Source organism: Alphaproteobacteria bacterium HT1-32, from assembly GCA_009649675.1.
Lineage (GTDB): Bacteria > Pseudomonadota > Alphaproteobacteria > Rhodospirillales > HT1-32 > HT1-32.
In genome coordinates this window covers 799824-822819 of the sequence record WJPL01000002.1, presented here as the reverse complement: position 1 = coordinate 822819, position 22996 = coordinate 799824, and the positions used below count along the sequence as shown (strand labels likewise).

Here is a 22996-nt window from a genome sequence, read left to right as displayed (position 1 = left end):
ACTGATGAAAGGGGCTAACGCCGTGAGCGCCAGACCCGACTATTCCCGCCTTCCCGCCATTGATGCGCTGCTTCGACATCCAGGCCTTCGGAATGTTCGTGATGACTTTGGTGTCATGATCGTCACCGATATGGCACGAGACGAGATATCCCGGCTTCGCGGGGAACTGTCGGAGGGTACAGAGCTTCCCTCACATGAGCAGATTGCAGACCGCATTGCCCGGCGGGTTACCCGGCTGATGAGCAGCAATCTGCGGCCTGTCTACAACCTGACAGGCACCGTCATTCACACCAATCTGGGGCGGGCACCACTGGCACCGGAAGCTGTTGACGCGATGCGACGGGCAGCCGGTGCTGCTGCACTGGAATTTGATGTCGCGAGTGGAAAACGCGGCGACCGCGACAGCATTGTCGAGGACTGGCTGATTCGTCTGACCGGCGCAGAGGCCGCCACTGTCGTGAACAACAATGCGGCCGCCGTCATGCTGGTGCTGAACACCCTGTCTGAGGGACGGGAATGTATTGTCTCCCGCGGTGAACTGATCGAAATCGGCGGTGCCTTCCGGATGCCGGATATCATGTCCCGTGCCGGAGCCATTCTGCGGGAAGTGGGCACCACAAACCGGACTCATTTACGGGATTACGCGAATGCCGTAAATCCGGAAACCGGCATGATGATGAAGGTCCATACCAGCAACTTTGTTGTTCAGGGTTTCACCAAGATGCCGTCCGAACCGGAAATTGCCGGTGCCGCGAAAGCCGCTGGCGTCCCTTTCGTAAATGACCTTGGCAGCGGCATGCTGATCGACCTTGCGGCCTATGGCCTGCCGCATGAGCCGACACCGGCAGAAGCAATCCGCGATGGTGCCGATATTGTCACTTTCTCCGGCGACAAGCTGCTTGGCGGACCACAGGCCGGACTGATTGTCGGACGGGCAGACCTGATTGAGAAGCTCAAGAAAAATCCGCTGAAACGGGCCCTCCGGCTGGACAAGATGACCCTGGCCGCACTTGAGGCGACCTTGCAGATTTATGCCAATCCGGCAAAGCTGATTGAAAGGCTGCCAACCTTGCGCCTGCTGACGCGGCCAGCCCCGGACATTGCCGCGACGGCAACCCGGATAGCCGGTGCCATTGCGAAACAGCTGGGTGATGCAGCAACGGTAGACTGCCTCGCCTGCCACAGCCAGATCGGCAGTGGCTCCCTGCCCGTCGATCTGCTGCAAAGCACTGCCGTCCGGATTACTCCCAATGGTCCCCGGCGTGGTTCCGGCTCAAAACTGGAAGCACTGGCGGCGGCATTCAGATCCCTTCCGATGCCGGTTATCGGGCGTATTGCAGATGGCGCCCTGCTGCTCGACTGCCGCTGTCTTGAAGACGAGCCGGGATTCACCGAACAGCTTTCTTCCCTCGCGCCATGATTATCGCCACAGCCGGGCATATCGACCACGGCAAAACCACCCTGATCAAGGCGCTGACCGGCGTTAATGCGGACCGCCTAGCAGAAGAACAGCGCCGGGGCATGACTATCGACCTCGGCTTTGCCTATGGCAGGCGGAACGGCCTTGATCTGGCTTTTGTCGATGTACCGGGACATGAACGATTCATCCGCAACATGCTGGCCGGGGTCAGCGGTGTGGACGCTGTGCTGCTGGTTGTCGCCGCTGACGACGGTGTGATGCCGCAGACCCGGGAACATCTGGAAATCGTCGATCTGCTTGGGCTTGATCAGGGCGTCATTGCGATCACCAAAGCCGACATGGTTGATGCTGACCGGCTGACGGAGGTTGAACTGGAGGTTTCTTCCCTGCTCGCGTCAACAGGGCTGCGTAACAGCCCGATTCAGCCTGTATCCGGCATCACCGGCCTCGGTCTCGATGAACTGACAGATCATCTTCGTAATCTCGCGCCGGAAACCAGCCTGCAATCAGCAGACAAGGCGTTCAGGCTGGCTATAGACCGGGTCTTTACCATCGACGGTGCCGGCCTGATCGCAACGGGTGCTGCACATTCCGGGCAGGTGTCGGTTGGTGACAGTCTGCGCGTGATGCCGTCAGGCAGCCTGGTTCGTGTCCGCGGTCTGCGCGCCCATGACAAGCCGGTGACAACGGCAGGCCGTGGCCAGCGGATCGCCATCAACCTGACCGGCGTGGGCCGCGACGAAATCGGACGGGGTGACTGGCTTGCCGCCCCGCATCTTGATCTGCCAACAGACAGGCTGGATATCAGATTACGGGCTACGCAACCTCTGCGGCATTGGGATGCTATCCGGTTTTGTCATGGTGCTGCTGTTCACGAAGGACGTTTGGCCCTGCTGGAGACAAAGTCGATCACATCCGGCGAGACAGCCCTGGCGCAACTGGTTCTGGGAGGTCCGGTACAGGCGGTTCACGGCGACCGTTTCGTACTGCGGAATGCCGGGAATATAACAACTGTTGCCGGTGGTACGGTGATCGACCCCTTTTCGCCGAAACGCGGGCGGGCAAAACCTGAACGTCTGGCTCTGGTCAGGCAACTGGCTGACCTGGATCTGATCGACGGAGCAATTGCCGAACTGACGGCAACCCGAAACGGATTTGATCTCAGCCTGTATTCAATTGGTCGTGGTATCAGCCCTGATACACAGGCAGAACTGGCCGACGGTTTGCCCGCTGTCACTATCGGAGGCAGCCTGATTGATCAGGATCGCTGGACATCACTCAAGACAGAGATCACAGAATTTCTCAGCCGTTATCATCAGGAACATCCGGACAAGGCGGGTGCTGGCCGTGCAGAACTTGCTGACATCGGCAAATCGGCGGGCCTGTCAGGCCCGGCATTTGAAGCCGTCATCAACCGTCTGGTCAGCAACCGTCATCTTGGCCGTGCCGGATCAGCGATCGCGCTCTCCGGACATAAGCCAAGGCTGGCCCCGGCTGATCAGAAGCTCTGGAAGACATGCGAGACGCTGTTTGCCGGGGCGGGCCTGCGACCGCCACGCGTGCGGGAACTGGCAGAAGAACTCGGCCTTGAGCCGAAAGTAACAGAACGATTTCTGAATCGCTGTGTTGGGGCCGGCCTCGTTCTCAAAGTCGCTGACAACCGCTATTTCCCTCCCCTGGTGCTTAATCGCCTCGGCCTGATTGCCAGCGAGCTTGATACAGAAACGCAGGGCGCTTTCACCGTTCGGGATTACAAGGATCGTTCAGAAATTGGCCGCAACCTGACGATCGAGTTGCTTGAGTTCTTTGACCGTACGGGCCTGACCCACAGATCCGGTGAAACCCGACGACTGAAACGCAGTCCGGAAGAGTTGTTTTCCACCGGGGAAAACCCGGAGACCTGACACCTTTTCATCCGCCATCGAAGAATTTTCTGTTCAGTTCCCCTTGAAGGACGGGATGCAGTTGATACCCTTACTATTGGAAGAGTATGCGCGTCTGGTGATCGTCGCGGGCTTCAAACCCGTTGAGGGGTGGCAAGCCATCCCTGGTAGGTTCAATTCCTGCCTCTTCCGCCACTACGCCTGAAAACAAGACTGTGACCGGATTGACCGTCACACTCAATGCAACTTCGGTGTGAAAACCACCCTCATGTTTGATAAATTGTCACCTTTATTAACAACACCAGAATATTCACCTCTGGCGGCAATACCTGATGCTCAGAATGACACGCAAATAAGATGAAAATGTGGGAAATAGATAAGAATTTTTGGGCAGAAACGCCAATTGATACCTTAGGCCCAATATTAAACAGCATTGGCGTTTCCGTTTTTGTTATTGAGGTACTGGAAGACAACAAATTCATAGTTAGTTTTATTAATAATTTTTACGAATCGACATTCAATTGTGATGCTCGTGAGATTGCAGGAAAATTTATTGAAGATGTCATGCCCGCCGCATCAGCAGAAATGGTCATCAGTAATTACAAACGCTGCATAGCGACGGGGAAAATCGATCAGTACGATGAAGAAATCCAGCTTAGCAGCGGTTTTTTTCTGGCCAGAACGACACTGACTCCTCTGTCAAAGGACGGCAGAGTTACACGCCTTATCGGGACAACAAATGATATAACCGACCGCCGCGCCATGGAGATGGAACTGGCGACCGCCCGGGACCAGGCGGATATTGCCAACAAGGCAAAGTCGAGTTTCATGGCAAATATGAGCCATGAACTGAGAACACCTCTGAATGCCGTAATCGGGTATTCAGAAATGATTCAGTCCGAGATTTTTGGCCCGATCGGAAGCCCGAAATACAAAGAATATCTTGATGATATCCGGTTTGCAGGACGTCATTTGCTCGAAATTGTAAATGATATTCTGGACATCGCACAGGTTGAGTCCGGAACGACACCGATCGAGTACGAGGATGTCAGCCCAAGAAACCTGATTGAAAACGCCGTCCGGCTGGTTCAGCAGACTGATCGCACCAATCCGGCGACTGTCAATATCGGACGCATACCGCCAGACATCCTGATATCTGTTGATGTAAAGAAGATGCGGCAATGTCTCATCAATCTCATCGCGAACGCTCAGAAATTTTCATCCTGTGACCGGAATGTCCTGATTTCCAGCGAACTGCTCGACGATGAGCGGCTGTGCTTCATAATTTCGGACAACGGACGCGGCATGTCAGCATCCGATCTTCCAACTGCCCTCGCTCCGTTCGGACGTGTCGACAGCGAACTTGATTCACAAACTCAGGGTGCCGGACTGGGATTACCGATCACCAAAGCGTTTGTCGAACTCCATAGCGGAAGTTTTTTCATGAACAGCCAGCCGGGCATTGGCACGACCGCCTTCATTGTGCTGCCCACTGAGCGTATAACGCTGCCGGAAGGTGTCAAAAAACGCACTTCAGTTGAAGGCCTGAAGGATTTTTTCACGATTGACGGCGTCGACATCCCGTCTACGGCGGCTGATCTGGCCGACCAGTCACTCGATAAACTTCCGATTGGCGCAATCCTGCTCTCGGACTCCGGAAAGATCCTCAAGTATAATGCTACGGAAGCCCATTTTTCGGGCATGACACAGTCCAGGGTGATCGGCCTGAACTTCTTCAAGGAAGTTGCCCCCTGCACCTTCACTGATACTTTTTATGGCAGGTTTACCGATATCAGTGAGGGAAAGTCAGTAAGCGAAATATTCAGTTACGTATTCACATTGCGCCGGAAGTGGAAGGTCCTGATAGAAATGCGCCCTGACAAGGAGCCCGGCAACGTCTGGCTGTTTATCCGCTGGGCCTGACGACAATTTATTTGGTCCCGAACAACCTGTCACCGGCATCACCGAGGCCCGGCACAATATAGGCGTCCTCGTTCAGATGGCTGTCCAGGGCCGCTGTGTAAACCGGGATTTCCGGATGCGATCTGTGGAATTGCTGCACACCTTCCGGCGCGGAAACTAAAGCCATGAAACGAATATCCTGATCTGCCACACCATGCCGGTTCAGAACATCCGCTGCATGAACAGCGGAGTTCCCTGTCGCCAGCATCGGGTCCACCAGAATAAAAACCCGGCCTTCGGCAGAGGGCAGTTTGACCAGATATTCCTGTGGCTGCTTTGTCTCCTCATCCCGATAGAGGCCGACATGACCGACACGCGCGCTCGGTGCCAGTTCGAGCAACCCGTCGGCCATCCCTGCCCCGGCCCGCAAGATCGGTACGATGACGAGCTTGCGTCCGGCAATGAACGGCGCCTGCATGGTTGTCAGCGGTGTCTCAATCTCCCGCATCTCAACCGGCAGATCGCGGGTGATTTCGTAGCCCATCAGCAAGGCGATTTCGCGAAGCAACCGGCGAAAGCTGCCGGTTGAGGTTCCGATATCCCGCATGATGCTCAACTTATGCTGAACCAGCGGATGATTGACGATGTACAGGTTCGGCGTCTCACTCATGAAGAATGCCCTCCGATGATGATCAGTTGATCGACTTCGACGCAATTTCAAAGACATCCCGCGACAGGCCGGATGTCTCCAGAATTCTCCGCAGACAGGACTTCATGGCTATCTGACGGTCGCTGTCAAATCTCTGCCACCTGCCAAGCGGCTGCACAAGACGGGCAGCCACCTGAGGATTGATCCCATCCAGTTCAATGACGCGATCCGCCAGAAAGCTGTAACCCGATCCGTCAGCCGCATGAAAGGCCGGCAGGTTTCGCATGGCAAAACTGCCGACCAGAGACCGTACCTTGTTGGGATTGCGCATAGAGAAATCCGGATGCTTCAGCAGCGATTTGACCTGATCAAGGACATCCGGTCTTTGTGCTCCGGCCTGAAGCGCAAACCATTTATCCAGTACCTCAGTGTAGGATTTGAACCTGTCATGGAAATCTTCCAGTGCGTCACTGGCCGCCGTTCCCCCGACATCAACCAGACAGGCAAGCGCAGCCATCCGGTCTGTCATGTTTGTTGCGCTTCCATACTGCTTTCTCGCCAGATCAGCGTTGTCGGGATCGGCAGACAGAAAGCCGAGCGCCATGTTGCGGAGTGACCGGGCTCCGGCCTGTGCTGCCGTCGGCTCGTAAGCAGCATCACTGGTATTATCGTGCCAGATCGTCAGTAAACGGTCGCGCAGCCGCCGGGCGACCTGCTTACGGAATGTGCTGCGGACATGATCTATGCCCTCGATATCGATGATCTTCATGCTTTCTGCCACAAAACCAACCGATGGCAGCGCAACAACCTCAGCGACAAAGGCCTTATCCAGCCCTGAATCTCTCAGCGTATCAGCCAGTGCTTCGATATAATCTTCCGCAAGGCGCGGTGTTTTACCTGCACGCCAGTCCTCAATTCCGCTCAGAATCAGGGACAGGCCGTATTGCTGACCGGCTTCCCATCTGTTGAAGGGATCCGGATCATGCGCCATCAGTATGGCTTCCGATCCCCGCTGTCCTGTCATTGAGAGCTTTACCGGTGCCGCAAAACCGCGATTCAGTGAAAGAACCGGTTCCACTGGCAAGTCACGAAATGAGAATGTCTGCCTGCCCTCAGTCAGTGACAGCACAACGCTGTCATGCTCTGCCGGGGTCGAGGGCGCATCCGTTTTCACCGGCAACGCCCTACCGTCAGGTTTCAGAAGTCCGACAGATAACGGAATCTGCATCGGCTGCTTGGTTTCCTGCCCCGGTGTCGGACGCAGCGTCTGTTCGACATGAAGTTGCAGAACCCCGTTGGCATAATCCTGACTGATTGCCAGTTCCGGCGTGCCTGCCTGATGGTACCACAGCTTGAAATGAGTCAAATCAACGTCATTCGCATCTGACATTGCGGCCACGAAGTCGTCGCAGGTCACAGCCTGCCCGTCATGGCGGGCGAAATAGAGCCGCATACCCTTCTGAAAACCGTCTTCACCAAGCAGGGTATGCATCATGCGGATAACTTCAGCACCCTTTTCGTAAACCGTCGCCGTATAGAAGTTATTGATCTCGATATAGCTGTCCGGACGGACGGGATGTGCCAGTGGCCCGGCATCTTCCGGGAACTGGGCCGCACGGAGCGCCCTGACCGCCTTGATCCGTTCCACCGGTGCTGATCGCATGTCCGCTGAAAACTCCTGATCCCGGAAAACCGTCAGACCTTCTTTCAGACTGAGCTGGAACCAGTCGCGACAGGTAACCCGGTTTCCCGTCCAGTTATGGAAATATTCGTGCGCAACAATGCTCTCGATCGCTTCGTAATCTGCATCAGTTGCTGTCTCAGGGTCGGCCAGTATGTATTTGGAATTAAAGACATTCAGACTCTTGTTTTCCATGGCTCCCATGTTGAAATCGGAGATCGCGACGATGTTGAAAAGGTCGAGATCATATTCCAGACCGAAACGAACCTCGTCCCATTTCATGGAGCGTTTGAGAGATTCCATAGCCCATTCACAGCGCGGTTCATTCCCCGGTTCCACCCAGATCGCCAGTGCAACCTTGCGTCCGGAAGCCGTAATGAAGCTGTCCTCATAGGCACCGAGATTTCCGGCGACCAGAGCAAACAGATAACTTGGCTTCGGAAACGGGTCTTCCCAGACAGCGTAATGTCTGCCGCCTTCGAGTTCCCCCTCTTCAACCTTGTTGCCATTCGACAGCAATACCGGGGCCTCCGACCGTGCAGCGCGGATCGTCACCCGATAGGTTGCCATCACATCCGGACGATCCGGGAAATAGGTGATCCGACGGAATCCTTCCGCTTCACACTGGGTGCACCAGGTCCCGTTTGACCGGTACAGGCCTTCCAGTTTGGTGTTCGACTGCGGGTCTATCCGCACGACCGTTTCCAGATCAAATTCGTCCGGTACTTCGGGAATCGACAGGCTTTCGGCGTCTTTCGTGAAGGCTGCCGGATCGAGCTGGCGCCCGTCAATGGAAAGACTGACCAGATCAAGATCCTCCCCGTCCAGCCGCAGCGCCCCTGCTCCGCGCCGGACCATGTGAAGCCGTGTGGTGACTTCCGTCACTTCCGGTTCAAGGTCAAAGGTAAGGTCGACGGTTTCGACCGTAAACAAGGGCGGCTGGTAGTCGACAAGACGAATCGTGCGGGGGTCTTCCGTGCGCATCAGGGGGCTTTCAGATTGGTGATCCCGCTATTCTGCATGAGCGCCCGCCAGTGACAATGATTGCCGCAGGGACAGCCTTACATTTCCCCGTGATCCTGTTCAGGTTTTCGGGTTCCCCGCTTTAACAGCCTCCGTGGCTATGCCTATGATGGTACCATACGCCGGACGGGATGCGTCCGATAAAAAGGATGCCAACTTGATTACAGAGAACGACCGGACAGAGACAGAAATCATCCTGGTGGGTGGCGGGCATGCCCATGTGGAGGTAATCCGCCAATGGGCAATGAACCCGTCTCCACGGACCCGGATGACCCTGATCGCCCGTGATATCCAGACACCCTATACCGGCATGCTGCCCGGTCTCATTGCTAGTCTATATGATTTTGACGAGGCTCACATCGACCTGCGGCGACTTTGCCGGCATGCCGGTGTGCGCCTGATCCATGCTGCCGTTGACGGTATCGATGCTGATGCCCGGACCGTCAGCATGGCAAACCGCCCGCCGTTGCGGTTCGACTGGCTGTCTGTGGATATTGGCTCAACCCCTGATCTGCGCAGCATCCGGGGTGCCCGTGAACATGCCATCGGGGTAAAACCCGTCGATCAATTTCTGGTCTGGCTGAACGAGCTTGAACAGCAGACGAAGAATCAGCCCCGAAACCCCGTCAGGCTGGCAATCATCGGCGGCGGTGCTGGCGGGACCGAACTTGCGCTGTCTCTGGCCCATCGGTTCGGAGACCGTGTTTCGCTCCTCCTCATATCGGCAAGCCACGAGGTTGTGCCCGAACATTCATCCGGGGTGCGCCAGACATTACGACAGGCATTGACGGAAGCAGGCGTTGAACTGCACCGCGGCTCCCCGGTCACCGAAATTCGGGCGGACAGCGTCATTCTGGGTAATGGTGAGAGCATCCCGGTGGACAGGGTGATCTGCACAACCCGGGCGTCAGCCCCGGACTGGCTGGCAACAACCGGGCTGGCACTGGACAGTCACGGTTTTATCGCCGTCGATGATTGTCTTCAGTCCCCCTCGCATCCTCATGTTCTGGCCGCGGGTGATATCGCCTCAATGACAGGGCATGATCTGCCGAAAGCCGGGGTTTACGCCGTTCGGCAGGGTCCGGTACTGGCCGAAAGCCTTCAGCGTCTTGCCCGTGGAAAGCCAGCGGTTCCCTATCACCCCCAGTCACATGTTCTGGCCCTCATCTCTACTGGCAAGCGGCATGCTGTTGCCTCCTACGGGCCGCTGTCGGTCAGTGGTGACTGGGTCTGGCGCTGGAAAGACGGGATTGATCGCAAATGGATGGAGAAGTATCAGGACCTTCCGGTCATGGCCGAACCATCCGATCCGCAAACCGGCGACAGCCTCATGCGATGTGGTGGCTGCGGGGCAAAGGTCTCCAGCCTTGTCCTGAAATCCGCCCTCGCACGGGTCCGCCAGATCTATCCGCAGTCGATTGGGGACCTGGGGGACGATGCAGCCATTATCACGCCGCCTCCCGGCCAATCCATTGTTCAGTCGGTCGATCAGTTCCGCCAGGTGATTGATGATCCCTTCCTGTTCGGGCAGATCACGGCGGAACATTGTTTATCAGACCTGCACGCCATGGGCGCCGACCCCTATGGGGCACTGGTGACCGTCACGCTGCCGGATGGTGAGCCGGAGGTGATGGCCGATGACCTGACTCAAATTTTATCCGGCGTCACCGCAGCACTGGCCGCCTGTGGTGCGCTGTTACTGGGCGGTCACACGGCAGAGGGCGCTGAACTGACCCTCGGGCTGGCTGTTACCGGTTTCATAGATCCCAAGTCCCTGTCCGCCAAAGGCGGTGCCAGAGGCGGTGACAAACTGATCCTGACCAAACCGCTGGGCACAGGTGCCATCATGGCAGCCGACATGCGTGGCCGCGCCCGGACCGAACATGTGGAGGCAGCCGTTGACAGCATGCGGCAGTCCAATGGACCCGCAGCCCGTATCCTGCACGATTACGGGGTGACGGCGGCCACAGATGTCACCGGCTTCGGGCTGGCCGGTCATCTGATCGAGATGATGACCGGCGCCCGCACTGTGGCTTTGCTGGATCCGGCCAGCCTGCCCGTTCTGCCAGGATACAGGGAAGCAGAGGCAGCCGGTATCCTGTCCACCATGTATCCCAAGAATTTGCCGTTCGCCGTGCATTTCGATGGACATCCAGACGACATTTTCTTCGACCCGCAGACATCCGGTGGCCTGCTGGCCGCACTGCCTGACGGTCAGGCGGATGTCTGTCTGGCCGCGCTACAGAAAGCCGGAATACCGGCCAGAATTATTGGCAGCGTCGCCACACAGGCTGCCGGATCAAAGACAATCTGGCTTATCTGAAGGCCGGTTCATCAAAGGCCCGAAGTTTGCGGGAATGCAGGCTTTCCACACCCTGCTGCCGCAGCCGTTCCAGTGCCTCGATACCAATCTTCATATGCTGGCTGACCCGCTCCCGGTAAAACGCATTTGCCATGCCCGGCAGCTTTATCTCGCCATGCAACGGTTTGTCGGAGACACAGAGCAACGTGCCATAGGGAACCCGAAAACGATAGCCGTTGGCCGCGATGGTCGCCGATTCCATATCAATGGCAATGGCACGGGACTGGTTGAACTCCCGGTTCAGGGCATCCAGACGTAATTCCCAGTCCCGGTTATCTGTCGTATAGACAGTCCCCGTCCGGAGACGGGCCTTCAGTTCGCGGCCAGTAACCCCGGTAATGGCGGACACGGCCTCGGTCAGCGCAATCTGGATTTCGGCGATTGGCGGCACCGGCACCCAGGGTGGCAGGTCGTCATCCAGCACATGGTCGGCCCGCACATAGGCATGGGCCAGAACGTAGTCACCCAGCAACTGGGTTTTCCGCAAGCCACCGCAATGGCCGATCATCAGCCAGCAATGCGGGCGCAGTACCGCCAGATGATCGGTGATGGTTTTGGCATTCGAGGGGCCGACCCCGATATTGACCAGCGTAATTCCTTCATGCCGGTCTGATACCAGATGATAGGCAGGCATCTGCGGCAGATGCAGCGGCTCCATACCGCTGGCTGGCAGGTCACTCAGACGCGGGTTTGGCGTGACCACATTCCCCGGCTCGACAAAGGCCCGGAAGCGATCTCCGGACCGGACTTCAGACAGACCAAGTTCAATAAATTCATCAACATATCGCTGATAGTTCGTAAACAGGACGAACCGCTGGAAATGCTCCGGAGCGGTGCCGGTATAATGGGCGAGACGCAGCAGCGAATAGTCTACCCGCGAGGCCGAGAACATCGACAACGGCTTTGGCAGACCGGCCGCCACGACATTCGTTCCGTTGGCGATTTCGTCGTCAATTTCATTCAGGTCAGGCAGCGGAAACACCCGTTGCAGGTCGGTCGCATCATCCGCCGACATACCCGCCCCCGCAGCCTCAATCACAAAGGGAAGTGGAATCGGGCAGTTGCTGACCCCGACATGAAACGGCCCGCCATAATGCTGTTTCAGCAATGTCAGCTGTTCACGGTAATAGCTTTTGAACAGTTCCGGGCGTGTCAGGGTCATGCCAAAGGCACCTGATCCCCCCAGCGTCCCGTAAGACAGGGTTCCCTCCGACGCAGGCGTGACACGGCCATTATTAATGATCCCGACGAAGGGATAGCCGCGCCGGGGTGTCGGGCTGGTCCGGTCACCTGCGGCAAACTGGTCAAAACGGTCCTGAAGTGCCGTCACGCCATCGAGATAGATTTCGGCGACCCGTTCCAGTACCGCGTCAACGTCATCAAGCGACTGGAGATTGCCGACACCGGGAAAATGCTGCGCGCTCATGCTGTCAAAACCACCTGTGTTCCGAATGCACCAGAGGGAAGCCTGTCACGCAGTCGCCACCGCGTCAAAGAATGCAGCAGACCTTCACCCGCACCCGCGCCATTACAGAAAACTTTCGCCCGCATCCAGTGATGCAATGCCAAGATGGGTGGCGAGGCTTTGACCGATATCGGCAAAGGATGCCCGCCGGCCGATATCGCGCCCTTCAACATCCGGACCGAAAGCCAGGACCGGGACATGTTCGCGGGTATGGTCAGAACCGGGCCATGTCGGGTCACAACCGTGATCGGCAGTAATCACCGCCAGATCACCCCTCCGCATCCGGCGTTCCAGTTCCGGCAGGCGACGGTCGAAATATTCAATTGCGGCGGCATAACCCGGCACATTGCGGCGATGGCCATAGCTGGAATCAAAATCGACGAAGTTGGTGAAAATCAGTCCGCCATCCGGTGTCTCATCAAGGGCCTGCAATGTGGCATCAAACAGCGCCTCGTTGCCATCGGCCTTCACCTTCCGGGTTAGTCCCTGATGGGCAAAGATATCCGCAATCTTGCCAACGGACAGCACTTCACGCCCCTCGCCCGCCAGCCTGTCCAGCAGGGTCGGGGCTGGCGGCGGTATCGAATAGTCGCGGCGGTTCCCGGTACGACGGAAACTGGCACTGTTGTCGCCGATGAAGGGCCGGGCAATCACCCGGCCGATATTCCAGTCATCAACAATCGCCCTCGCCGCCAGACAAAGCCGGTACAGCCGTTCAAGGCCGAAGGCTTCCTCATGAGCGGCAATCTGCAACACGCTGTCGGCAGAGGTATAGACAATCGGCTTGCCGGTTCGCAGATGTTCCTCGCCCAGTTCTTCAATGATTGTGGTGCCGGAGGCGTGGCGTTCCCCCAGCACACCGGGGATTTCCCCGTCAGCGATCAGCCGGTCAATCAGTTCAGCCGGAAAACAGGGTTCTTCACGGGGGAAATAACCCCAGTCGAATTCAACCGGCACACCGGCCAGTTCCCAGTGTCCGCTCGGCGTGTCCTTGCCGAAACTGCGCTCCGCCGCATGTCCGTACAGGGACTGCGGCTCGACAGAGACATCACAGCCCGCCGCGACAGAACCGGAGCCGCCAAGCCCGGCCCGCACCAGCCCGAGGCGGGTCAGGTTGGGGATTTGCAGGGCACCACGATCAGAACCGGCACAGAAAGCGGCAATATGTCCGAAGGTATCTGCCCCCTGATCGCCGAACCTGACCGCATCTTCAGTCGCCCCGACGCCAAAGGAATCCATCATCAGGATGATTGCCCGGCTCATACCCCCTCACCCCGCAGATGTTTCACGATAACCGGCGACGGCGTTACCGGGTCATCCTGCACACGGACGGCACCGAGAACCAGAGCCTCTGCCCGCCGGGCGCTGTCTTCATCACGGGCATGAATGACACAGAGCGGCTGATCCGGACCCACCTTCTCACCAATGCCCCGGACCTGATCGAGACCAACGGCGTGATCAATGCTGTCTGTAACCCGCCGTCTGCCGCCACCAAGTTCAATCACCGCAATCCCGACAGCGCGGGTATCCACATTCGCGACGTAGCCTTCTCCGGAAGGTGTCACGACATGCCGGACCGGCGCTTCCCCTAGATAACGCTCAGGCTTTTCGACAAAATCAGCCGGGCCACCAAGGGCCGCGACCATGCGGCCAAAATGTTCGGCAGCGGCACCGCTGCCCAGCACCTCAGCCACCTTCCGGCGCAGGTCAGCCCGCGGGTTGCCGCCATCAGCCAGTTTACCCAGCAGTCCCATTTCGATGGCCAGTTCCGTCAGCACCTCAACCAGACGCGGATCACCGGTTCTGCCGGTCAGCAGGTCAACGGATTCCCTGACTTCCAGCGCATTACCGGCGGTGCTGCCCAGAACCTGATTCATATCGGTAATCACCGCCGTCGCAGGCAACCCGGCCCCGCCGGCCACATCAACGATGCTGCCCGCCAGTTCCTCTGCCATCGCCAGTGTCGGGGCGAAGGCACCGCTGCCGGTCTTCACATCCATCACCAGCCCGTCCAGCCCCGCCGCCAGCTTTTTTGACAGGATCGAGGCCGTAATCAGCGGGATGGATTCCACCGTCGCCGTCACGTCCCGGATGGCATAAAGCCGCCGGTCAGCCGGTGCCAGATCATCGGTCTGTCCGATAACTGCACATCCCGCCGTCTTTACGGTTTGCCGGAACAGGACATGGTCCGGGGTCGCATTATAGCCGGGAATGCTCTCCAGCTTGTCCAGCGTGCCCCCAGTATGGCCGAGGCCACGGCCGGAGATCATCGGCACAAAACCACCCAGCGCGGCGATGACCGGGGCCAGTACCAGGCTCACCTTGTCACCAACCCCGCCGGTCGAATGCTTGTCGAGCACCGGGCCGCCAAGGTCCAGATCGGCCCAGTCCATCCGGCGGCCCGATTCCATCATGCAACGGGTCAGGGCAACCCGTTCATCCATCGTCATACCCTGAAAGAACACCGCCATGGCAAAGGCCGAGACCTGACTTTCGGCAATGCTGCCGTCGGTCATGCCTGTTACAAAGCCGGCGATTTCATCTGCCGTCAAAACACCGCCATCCCGCTTGCGTCGTATCAGCTCCTGCGGGATCACGGCTCAGTATCCTTTTACCGCAATCGACGGGGCTGTGCCGTCCAGCGTCGAGATGATGTCATCCAGCAGGCCGCTGGCCCCGATCCGGAAACGGGCGGGTGTTGCCCAGTCCGGCCCCATGATGCGGTCAGCCAGCTGAAAATAGATATCGGCGTTGGCCACTGTCCGGATACCGCCGGCTGCCTTGAAGCCGCAATCAGCCCCGGTTTCAGCAATCGCCTTCAGCATGATTTCCGCCGCTTCCGGCGTGGCATTGATATCGACCTTGCCGGTTGAGGTCTTGATGAAATTGGCACCGGCCTCAATCGCGGCCTTGCTGGCGCTTTCGATCAGCGCCGGGTCAGCCAGACAGCCGGTCTCCAGAATGACCTTCAGGGTACAGTCTGCGGTGGCGGTCCGTGCTGCCGTCAGCAGTTTCAGGGCTGCCTTCTGCTGACCCTGCACCCATTTGTCCCAGGGCCAGACCAGATCAATCTCGTCCGCCCCGTCTGCAACCGCAGATTCGATCTCTGCCACGGCCTTGCCGATATCGGCCCCGCCGAACGGGAAATTGGCGACCGCCGCAACAGGTATGTTCTTCCCCGCTAGTTTCTCCCGGCAGAGCCCGATGAAGCGCGGCCAGACACATACTGCCGCCACAGAACCGGCTTCCGTCACCGCCCGGTCACAGAGCGCGGAGACAATCTCCACATCATCACTGTCCCCCAGCGACGTCAGATCCATCGCCGCCAGGGCGCGTTCTGCCGTAATCTTCAATCTGTCCTGCAAGCCTGTTTCCTCCGTTAAATTCACAAGCCCCATCATACGCCACTCGCCCCCCGAACTCACGCGATGCCGTCATGCAAAAACACGGCCCTGCGGAAGCGGCGGTGATCCTGAAACAAGTTCAGGATGAGGGATGGTTTGGGGACGGTTTTCACTGACCAGGGCCAACCGGCTGCACACCGGAAAACCCGCCTACCCTCTCCTCACAACGCCCACACCCAACAACCACCCCATCCTTTCCCTGACATCCCCTTACCCCTGCCAGATACCCTGTCTCCCTCATCTTCCTTACCTCCTCATCCTGAACTCGTTTCAGGATCCTTCCCGTTCAACCCCCTGCACGACAGTAATTCAACACGACACAGGAAGAGCAGCCCAGCCCGACGAAGAACCCAGCAACCTGCACCTCCAAATCCTTCATCAGTTGCAGAACCCGTCGACAGCCCCCGCTTTCCGCGCCAGACTGTCCGCATGACCGACGATCAGATCAAATTGCGCCCCGCCAATGAAAACCCCTGGTACGTGCTCGCAACCTACCACGGAGAGCAGACGGGCGACGAATTTGACGAAGACCTTCACGCAAAAAACCGGGATATCTGGAACCGCTGGATGGCGGCTGCCCTGTCGGATGAAGACCGCCAAAAGCTGATCGATGAAGAACGCGCCACGGCAGCAGAACTGAAGCCTTTCAGCGCGGAACAGCGCCGGGAACTCTGGGCTAGTTTCAGATCCCGGGAATTACCCGTCCCCGACCCAGCCACCGACATCGATTTCACCGAAACGGTATTCGCCTGTCCCGTTTCATTTGATCATTTCATTTTTCCTGCAAGGACGAGCTTTGTCAGGTCAGAGTTTGGAGGACAAGCCAACTACCAGAACGCCACATTCGAGAGGTACGCCGACTTCCACCACGCCGTGTTCTACTGGTACGCTGACTTTCGCTACTCTGCATTCCAAGAACACGCCTATTTCCAGCACATCGTGTTTCACAATTACGCCGACTTTCGCCACGTCTCGATCAAGGGGAATTTCGACTTCCGCCGCACCATGTTTCAGGGAAACGGTGACTTCGAACACGCCACGTTCAATGGAACCGCAGTCTTCGCGCACGCTACATTCCTGAGTTACGCAGTCTTTCTACATACAACGTTCAAGGGGGATGCCGACCTTCAACACGCCACGTTCCAGTATAACGCAGTCTTTGAAGATGCCGTTTTCCTGAACCAAGCCGTTTTCCAGAATGCTGCGTTTGAGACACGCGCAATCTTCCAGCATGCAGCATTCAAGCAAGGCGCCTCTTTTCTAGACACTCAATTCAAAGGATTAGCCGACTTCCGAAAGACCATATTTCAAGGGGATACGTTTTTCCGGGTTGAAGGAAAAAGTCATAGTCTATCTAAGACTTGTCAGTTTGGGGGAATTACAGACTTTAGCCACGCTGTATTTAATGCAGAAGTTTTTCTCACCAACAGGGAATTCTGTTCAGAAACGCGTTTCAACAGCTGCAAATTCTTAACGTGTGTGCCTGAATTGTCAGATTGCAGATTGCATGAAGGCACCACCTGGCATGACGTTCAATGGCCACAAACACCTTCCAACCCGATAGCAGCCCGCGATATGGCCGATGCCTACAGCCATCTACGGCGGCGGTCCAATGCGATTCAGGATCATGAGGCGGAACTGGATTTCTATGGCCGGGAATTGCGGGCGAAGCGAGCGGCTGTCGGTGGGGCGACCGGGTTTCTTATCTCGCTCTATGAGTGGAGTTGCGGGTTTGGTGCAAGTGTGCATTTACCGGTCTTCTGGCTCCTTGGATTGTGGACTGGCCTGGCCCCGGTCTATCACCTGATCCTGCAACATGCCGGAAGAGCCGGGATTGATCCGGCGCAAATGTACGGGTTCAGCCTTGCCAGCCTTGGCGGATTCTTCGGAATGCGGAAGGAGTTCTTCGCTGACTTCACAGAAAATCTCCCGACCATGGCTCAAACCCTCTCCGGGGCTCAAAGTTTGCTGGGGGCGGTGTTTGTGTTTTTACTCGGGCTGTCGCTGCGCAACCGGTTCCGGATCAAATAGGCGGTCCTCCGAAACGCGGCTTCGCCGCTCCCTGATTCATGAAATCTTTTTGTGTTGAAATCCTCATCCTGAGGAGGGCTGAAAGCCCGTCTCGAAGGATGGCGGCAGGGCAGGATTGTCCCCGCTTCGGCACCCCTTCCTCATCCTGAACCTGTTTCAGGATCCGGCAGATGACCTGAACGGGGGAGATCCTGAAACGAGTTCAGGATGAGGGGGGTGAAGGAGATGAGGGGGAGTGATTGATTGGTGGTATCTGTAGTCTGTCAGGGGGAGCTGTGTCTGCGGGTCAGGTCAGCCAGCGGGTGAGCAGGCGGGTGAGGCTTTCGCCGCCGGATTTTGCCTGTTCCATGGTATGGTCGTGGCTCAGCACTTCGTCGCTCATGCCCGCCGCCATATTGGTGATGTTGGAGATGGCGGCGACGCGCAGGCCGAGGAAGCGGGCGATGATGACTTCGGGGACGGTGGACATGCCGACCGCATCACCGCCCCACATCCGGACCGCACGGATTTCCGCCGGGGTCTCGAAGGTCGGGCCGGAGAACCAGACATACACACCGTCATGAAGGTCGATGGATTCTGCTTTCGCTGCCCTGTGCAGGGCGGCCGCATGATCCGCATCATAGGCATCCGCCATGTTCAGAAACCGCTTCGGGGAGGCTTCCCCGATCAGCGGGTTGATCCCGGCGAAATTGATATGGTCCGACAGCAGCATAAGCTGGCCCGGCCCCATGCCCCGCCGCAGTGACCCCGCCGCGTTGGTGAGAACCAGCGTTTCACAGCCAAGCGCCGCCAGTGTTTCGATTGCCGGGCGCATGGCATCGGGCCGTCCGGATTCATAATAATGCGCCCTGCCCTGCAACATCGCGACATCTGTAGTGCCGAGACGGCCAAGGATCAGCTTGCCGCCATGCCCCTGAACAGACGGAACCGGAAATCCCGGCAGGTCCGCATAGTCAATGATACAGCGGTCTGAAACCGCCTCACCCAGCCCGCCCAGGCCGCTGCCCAGAACAATGCCGACCGTGGGGGTGGTCGCTGTTTTTGCGCGGATAATGTCGGCGGCAGATGTCATCGCAGGTTTTCCGGGCCGAAACTTTCCGGCAGTAACTCAGCTAGGGTGAAACTGCGGCGATGGCCCTCCGGCCCGCAGATATGAATGGCCGTCTCCTGACCCGCAAATTCACGGATTTTCTGACGACAGCCCCCGCAGGGCGTGACCAGTGCATCGCCGGGACCGATGACGCAGACTTCCCTGATCTGCCGTTCACCCGCCATGACCATGGCCGCGATGGCGGTGGCTTCCGCGCACCAGCCCTGCGGATAGGCCGCGTTCTCCACATTGCAGCCGGCATAAACGGCCCCGCTTTCGCCCCGCACGGCCGCCCCTACCTGAAACCCGGAATAAGGTGAATAGGATTTGGCCATCGCCTCGCGGGCGGCCTGTATCAGATCATCCATAACTAGCGTTCTTTCACATAGGGAACGCCCAGTGCTTTCGGGGCCGTCGCCTTGCCGATGAAACCGGCGAGCAGAATAACGGTGAGAATATAGGGCAATGCCTGAATAAGCTGCACCGGCGCTTCACCGATGAAGGGCAGATCAACACCCTGCAGACGCACAGCCACCGCATCCAGAAAACCGAACAGCAGACAGGCCGCAAAAGCCGTAAAGGGACGCCATTTACCGAAGATCAGGGCTGCAAGCGCGATATAGCCCTGCCCCGCCGTCATATGCGGCAGGAAGGACGCATTCTGGCCGATCGACAGATAGGTGCCCGCAATACCACAGAGCAACCCGGCACAGATCACCGCAGAATAGCGCAGACCAGTGACCGATATCCCGGCGGTATCCACGGCATTCGGGGATTCCCCAACCGCCCGGATTCGCAGACCGAACCGCGTATGGAAGATCACCCACCAGGTCAGCGGCACGGTCAGCAGTGCCACATAGCCCAGCAGGTTATGGCCGCTGATCAGTTCCTGATACAGCGGACCGAAGACCGGAACCTGTCCGATCACCTCTGCCCCCGGCAACATGATCGGCAGAAAGCGGGCTTCATCCGGCAAGCTGGGTGTCTGGCCACCACGGGAGAACCAGGCGATGCCGAGGACAATGGTCAGGCCGGCGACCAGTACATTCAGGGCGACACCACTGACCACCTGTTCGCCCTTATGGGTAATACAGGCGAAACCGTGCACCAGCCCCATTGCGACGGAAACCAGAACCCCGCAGCCAAGCCCGGCCCAGGGCGATCCGGTATAGGAGGCCGCCGCCGCCGCGGCAAAAGCCGCCCCCAGCATTTTCCCCTCCAGCCCGATATCAATAACGCCGGAGCGCTCCGAAAACAGCCCGGCCATCGCAGCCAGCATCAGTGGCGCGGCAACCCGCAGGGTCGCATCAAAGGTCAGTAATATGGTCAGCCAGAGTTCCATGGCGGCCTAGCCCTCCACCGCACGGGCAGCGGCAATCGCCAGCATGCGTTTGCGGAAAAGCCGCTCCAGCGGGGGGCGTACCATCAGGGCCAGAGCCCCGGAAAACAGGATGACCAGCCCCTGAATGACCACCACCATGTCACGGGTCATACCCGGAATTTCAAAGGCCAGTTCCGCCCCGCCCTGATACAGGGCCCCAAACAGCAGGCTGGCCAGCACGATGCCGAAAGGATGGTTCCGGCCCATCAGCGCCACGGCAATACCGGTAAATCCGTAACCCGCCGTGAAATCGAGCATCAGGCGGTGCTGCACACCCATCAGTTCATTGACCCCGACAAATCCGGCCAGACCGCCGGAGATACACATCGCCAGCACGATCACCTTCTTCGGTTCAATACCGGCATAGACCGCCGCGGCCTCGTTAAAGCCGACGGTCCGGATTTCATAACCCCAGCGGGTCTTCCAGATGAACAGCCAGACAGCAACACAGCAGATCAATGCGCCGACAAGCGACAGGTTCAGTGGCGAAGGGGTAATCTCGATGCCTGCCCAGCCCGCGATTTCATGGGCGAACGGCAACCATGCAGCCTCTGCGAATTCACGGCTTTCCGGCGACATCTGGCCGGGTTTGATGAAGACGTTCACCATCAGGTAAACCATCAGCGACGCCGCGATGAAATTGAACATGATGGTCGTGATGACAACATGGCTGCCGCGATAGGCCTGCAACCAGCCCGGCACAAAGGCCCAGAACCCGCCGAAAGCCGCAGCCCCCAGCACGGCCAGCGGAATCAGCACGAACCCCGGCAGATACGGATCGAGCCACAGACAGACAAGGCCGACACCCAGGCCCCCGATATAGGCCTGCCCCTCCCCGCCGATATTGAACAGCCCGGCATGAAAGGCGACGGAAACCGCAAGTCCGGTGAAGATGAAATTGGTCGCGTAATACAGCGTATAGCCAATCGCCTCTTCAAAGCCGAAAGCGCCATTGATCAGCACCAGCAAAACCTCAACCGGGCTTTCCCCGACCGCAAGTACGATCAGGCCGGCAGCAAGGAAGGCAAGTGTCAGATTGATCAGCGGGATGGCGACGATATCAACCCAGCGTGGCAGCGTGTCTGAGGAAACAGCCATCGGTCAGGCCCCCGGCAAAATCGGGTTGGCATTGGCCATCATCAGACCGAGATGACGTTCATTCGCCTTCGCACCATCGACCCGCCCGACGATGCGGCCTTCAAACATCACCAGAATTCTGTCTGCCAGAGCCATGATTTCCTCCAGTTCGACGGAAACCAGCAGAATGGCAGCACCCCGGTCGCGCTGTGCCACCAGGTTTTTGTGAATGAACTCGATGGCACCGATATCCACCCCCCGGGTCGGCTGGCCAACCAGCAGGACATCCGGCTGGCGTATCATCTCCCGCGCCAGAACCAGTTTTTGCTGATTACCGCCGGAAAAATTGCCCGATTTCAGGCGGGGGTCGCGGGGCCGGACGTCATACCCCTCCATATTTTCGGCGCAATCCTCCAGCACATGATCGGAATTCATCAGTATCGTGCTGTTGTAGCGGTCATCACGGTGATAGCCCAGAATCGAGGACTCACTGGCGGCAAAGGGGGTGACCAGTCCCATGCGAATCCGGTCTTCCGGCACATGGGCGAGGCCCATTTCGCGCAGGCTGGCTGCTGTCCTCTCCGTCTTCGGAAATATGTCATGTCCGTTGACAGATATCCGGCCTTTCCGGAACTCCCGGATGCCCGCCAGCACTTCCAGCAATTCGCTCTGTCCGTTTCCGGAGACCCCGGCAATGCCGACAATTTCGCCAGACCTTACTTCAAGGCTGAGATTATCAATCCGCTTTACGCCATCCGGGTCATAGGCCGTCAGGCTGTCGACCAGCAAACGGACTTCGCCCGGTTTCGCATCACCTTTCGGCACCCGCATGACCACCTTGCGACCGACCATCAGTTCCGCAAGCTCTTCGCGGTCCGTCTCAGCAGTTACACGATGGGCGACCATTGCGCCCTGTCGCATGACCGAAACATTATCGGTGACAGACAGAATTTCCCGCAGCTTGTGGGTGATCAGGACAACCGTCACACCCTGTTCACGAAGCGCCGAGAAGATACCGAACAACTGGTCGGTTTCCTGCGGGGTCAGAACACCGGTTGGCTCATCAAGGATGAGGATTTCTGCACCACGATAGAGCGCCTTGAGGATTTCAATCCGCTGTTGCTGTCCGACCGTCAGTTCTGAAACTGGGGTGTCGAGCGGCGTTGTCAGACCGTAATCCGCCGCCAGCCTCTCCAGTTCAGTTCGACACCGCGCAACACCCTTTGCCAGGGTGTGGCCGCCTTCGCTGCCCAGCATCACGTTTTCGATGGCGGTGAAGGTATCAACCAGCATGAAATGCTGATGAACCATGCCAATGCCCGCGGCGATTGCCTGAGACGACGACCGGATGCGGGTCTTGTTTCCATTGATATAGATATCGCCCGCATCAGCTTCGTAGAAGCCGTAGAGGATCGACATCAGTGTCGATTTACCGGCTCCGTTTTCACCAACGATGCCATGGATGGTGCCCTTCGGGACAACCAGATCAACAGCCCGGTTGGCATGGACCGCGCCGAACCGTTTATCGATCCCGCGCAACTCAATTGCCGGGGGCGGAGCCAAGGCCCCGCCCCCGTCCGGATCAGGTGATATCGTCGAAGCCATAACGGCAGCCGGACGTTAACGCC

Annotated in this window: 16 protein-coding genes and 1 tRNA gene; 6 read left to right on the top strand and 11 right to left on the bottom strand. The window is 58.0% G+C overall.

All coding sequences use genetic code 11. The features are described from left to right. Positions 1-4 precede the first annotated feature (4 nt). From GH722_15260 to GH722_15245, 4 genes are all read left to right on the top strand, one after another. Positions 5-1420: an L-seryl-tRNA(Sec) selenium transferase gene (locus GH722_15260; protein MRG73125.1), complete on the top strand. Its 1416-nt coding sequence runs from the start codon at positions 5-7 to the stop codon at positions 1418-1420. After that, entirely contained in the window at positions 1417-3324 is a 1908-nt protein-coding gene (gene selB, locus GH722_15255) for a selenocysteine-specific translation elongation factor (GenBank protein MRG73124.1), read from the top strand. Before GH722_15260 ends, selB begins: the two co-directional genes overlap by 4 nt. Before the next feature lie 78 nt (positions 3325-3402). Then, a tRNA-Sec gene (locus tag GH722_15250) sits at positions 3403-3498 on the top strand. Between the two features lie 162 nt (positions 3499-3660). Next, positions 3661-5226 carry a PAS domain-containing protein gene (locus tag GH722_15245; GenBank protein MRG73123.1) on the top strand — a complete coding sequence of 522 codons (1566 nt, stop codon included), beginning with the start codon at positions 3661-3663 and terminating at the stop codon, positions 5224-5226. Between the two features lie 7 nt (positions 5227-5233). Here GH722_15245 and GH722_15240 read toward each other — a convergent pair whose 3' ends face one another. Further along, the gene (locus GH722_15240; GenBank protein MRG73122.1) at positions 5234-5875 is read right to left on the bottom strand and encodes a uracil phosphoribosyltransferase; all 642 of its coding nucleotides are present in this window, start codon (positions 5873-5875) and stop codon (positions 5234-5236) included. A gap of 22 nt (positions 5876-5897) precedes the next feature. Further along, entirely contained in the window at positions 5898-8519 is a 2622-nt protein-coding gene (gene pepN, locus GH722_15235) for an aminopeptidase N (GenBank protein ID MRG73121.1), read from the bottom strand. A gap of 139 nt (positions 8520-8658) precedes the next feature. Between pepN and selD the strand changes: the two genes are divergently transcribed. Further along, the gene (selD, locus tag GH722_15230) at positions 8659-10881 is read left to right on the top strand and encodes a selenide, water dikinase SelD (GenBank protein MRG73120.1); all 2223 of its coding nucleotides are present in this window, start codon (positions 8659-8661) and stop codon (positions 10879-10881) included. Here selD and GH722_15225 read toward each other — a convergent pair. The 4 genes from GH722_15225 to deoC all read right to left on the bottom strand — a co-directional run bounded on the left by GH722_15225 (position 10874) and on the right by deoC (position 15783). Then, complete coding sequence (locus GH722_15225; GenBank protein ID MRG73119.1) at positions 10874-12346, bottom strand: AMP nucleosidase; 1473 nt, start codon at positions 12344-12346, stop codon at positions 10874-10876. The two genes, selD and GH722_15225, sit on opposite strands and share 8 nt — an antisense overlap. Before the next feature lie 102 nt (positions 12347-12448). Then, positions 12449-13648 carry a phosphopentomutase gene (locus GH722_15220; GenBank protein ID MRG73118.1) on the bottom strand — a complete coding sequence of 400 codons (1200 nt, stop codon included), beginning with the start codon at positions 13646-13648 and terminating at the stop codon, positions 12449-12451. Then, positions 13645-14982: a thymidine phosphorylase gene (gene deoA, locus GH722_15215; protein ID MRG73117.1), complete on the bottom strand. Its 1338-nt coding sequence runs from the start codon at positions 14980-14982 to the stop codon at positions 13645-13647. Before deoA ends, GH722_15220 begins: the two co-directional genes overlap by 4 nt. A 3-nt stretch (positions 14983-14985) precedes the next feature. Next, complete coding sequence (gene deoC, locus GH722_15210; protein MRG73116.1) at positions 14986-15783, bottom strand: deoxyribose-phosphate aldolase; 798 nt, start codon at positions 15781-15783, stop codon at positions 14986-14988. Positions 15784-15873: 90 nt separating this feature from the next. On the opposite strand from deoC, the gene GH722_15205 reads away from it, so the two are divergent. Then, positions 15874-17820 (top strand): hypothetical protein, encoded by a 1947-nt coding sequence (locus tag GH722_15205; protein ID MRG73115.1) that lies wholly within the window; start codon positions 15874-15876, stop codon positions 17818-17820. A gap of 286 nt (positions 17821-18106) precedes the next feature. Here the strand turns inward: GH722_15205 and GH722_15200 are convergent, their stop codons facing one another. The 5 genes from GH722_15200 to GH722_15180 are packed head-to-tail and all read right to left on the bottom strand — an operon-like array spanning position 18107 to position 22973. Continuing rightward, positions 18107-18892, bottom strand: coding sequence for a purine-nucleoside phosphorylase (locus tag GH722_15200; GenBank protein MRG73114.1), 786 nt, complete (start codon positions 18890-18892; stop codon positions 18107-18109). After that, a complete protein-coding gene (gene cdd, locus GH722_15195; protein ID MRG73113.1) occupies positions 18889-19278 on the bottom strand; it encodes a cytidine deaminase in 390 nt (129 codons plus the stop codon). The genes GH722_15200 and cdd overlap by 4 nt, the downstream gene beginning before the upstream one ends. A 2-nt stretch (positions 19279-19280) precedes the next feature. After that, positions 19281-20252 carry an ABC transporter permease gene (locus tag GH722_15190; protein ID MRG73112.1) on the bottom strand — a complete coding sequence of 324 codons (972 nt, stop codon included), beginning with the start codon at positions 20250-20252 and terminating at the stop codon, positions 19281-19283. Between the two features lie 6 nt (positions 20253-20258). After that, positions 20259-21389, bottom strand: coding sequence for an ABC transporter permease (locus tag GH722_15185; GenBank protein MRG73111.1), 1131 nt, complete (start codon positions 21387-21389; stop codon positions 20259-20261). A gap of 3 nt (positions 21390-21392) precedes the next feature. Continuing rightward, on the bottom strand, positions 21393-22973 hold the full coding sequence (locus GH722_15180; protein ID MRG73110.1) for an ATP-binding cassette domain-containing protein: 1581 nt from the start codon (positions 22971-22973) through the stop codon (positions 21393-21395). Positions 22974-22996 lie beyond the last annotated feature (23 nt).

Excerpts from the sequence above, each read along its gene's own strand:
- GH722_15245 (MRG73123.1), top strand. The coding sequence starts at position 3,661 with ATGAAAATGTGGGAAATAGATAAGAATTTTTGGGCAGAAACGCCAATT.
- selD (MRG73120.1), top strand. The coding sequence starts at position 8,659 with ATGCCTATGATGGTACCATACGCCGGACGGGATGCGTCCGATAAAAAG.
- GH722_15205 (MRG73115.1), top strand. The coding sequence starts at position 15,874 with ATGAGGGATGGTTTGGGGACGGTTTTCACTGACCAGGGCCAACCGGCT.
- GH722_15240 (MRG73122.1), bottom strand. The coding sequence starts at position 5,875 with ATGAGTGAGACGCCGAACCTGTACATCGTCAATCATCCGCTGGTTCAG.
- cdd (MRG73113.1), bottom strand. The coding sequence starts at position 19,278 with ATGGATGATCTGATACAGGCCGCCCGCGAGGCGATGGCCAAATCCTAT.
- pepN (MRG73121.1), bottom strand. The coding sequence starts at position 8,519 with ATGCGCACGGAAGACCCCCGCACGATTCGTCTTGTCGACTACCAGCCG.
- GH722_15185 (MRG73111.1), bottom strand. The coding sequence starts at position 21,389 with ATGGCTGTTTCCTCAGACACGCTGCCACGCTGGGTTGATATCGTCGCC.
- deoC (MRG73116.1), bottom strand. The coding sequence starts at position 15,783 with ATGGGGCTTGTGAATTTAACGGAGGAAACAGGCTTGCAGGACAGATTG.
- GH722_15190 (MRG73112.1), bottom strand. The coding sequence starts at position 20,252 with ATGGAACTCTGGCTGACCATATTACTGACCTTTGATGCGACCCTGCGG.
- GH722_15220 (MRG73118.1), bottom strand. The coding sequence starts at position 13,648 with ATGAGCCGGGCAATCATCCTGATGATGGATTCCTTTGGCGTCGGGGCG.
- GH722_15180 (MRG73110.1), bottom strand. The coding sequence starts at position 22,973 with ATGGCTTCGACGATATCACCTGATCCGGACGGGGGCGGGGCCTTGGCT.
- GH722_15200 (MRG73114.1), bottom strand. The coding sequence starts at position 18,892 with ATGACATCTGCCGCCGACATTATCCGCGCAAAAACAGCGACCACCCCC.
- selB (MRG73124.1), top strand. The coding sequence starts at position 1,417 with ATGATTATCGCCACAGCCGGGCATATCGACCACGGCAAAACCACCCTG.
- GH722_15225 (MRG73119.1), bottom strand. The coding sequence starts at position 12,346 with ATGAGCGCGCAGCATTTTCCCGGTGTCGGCAATCTCCAGTCGCTTGAT.
- GH722_15260 (MRG73125.1), top strand. The coding sequence starts at position 5 with ATGAAAGGGGCTAACGCCGTGAGCGCCAGACCCGACTATTCCCGCCTT.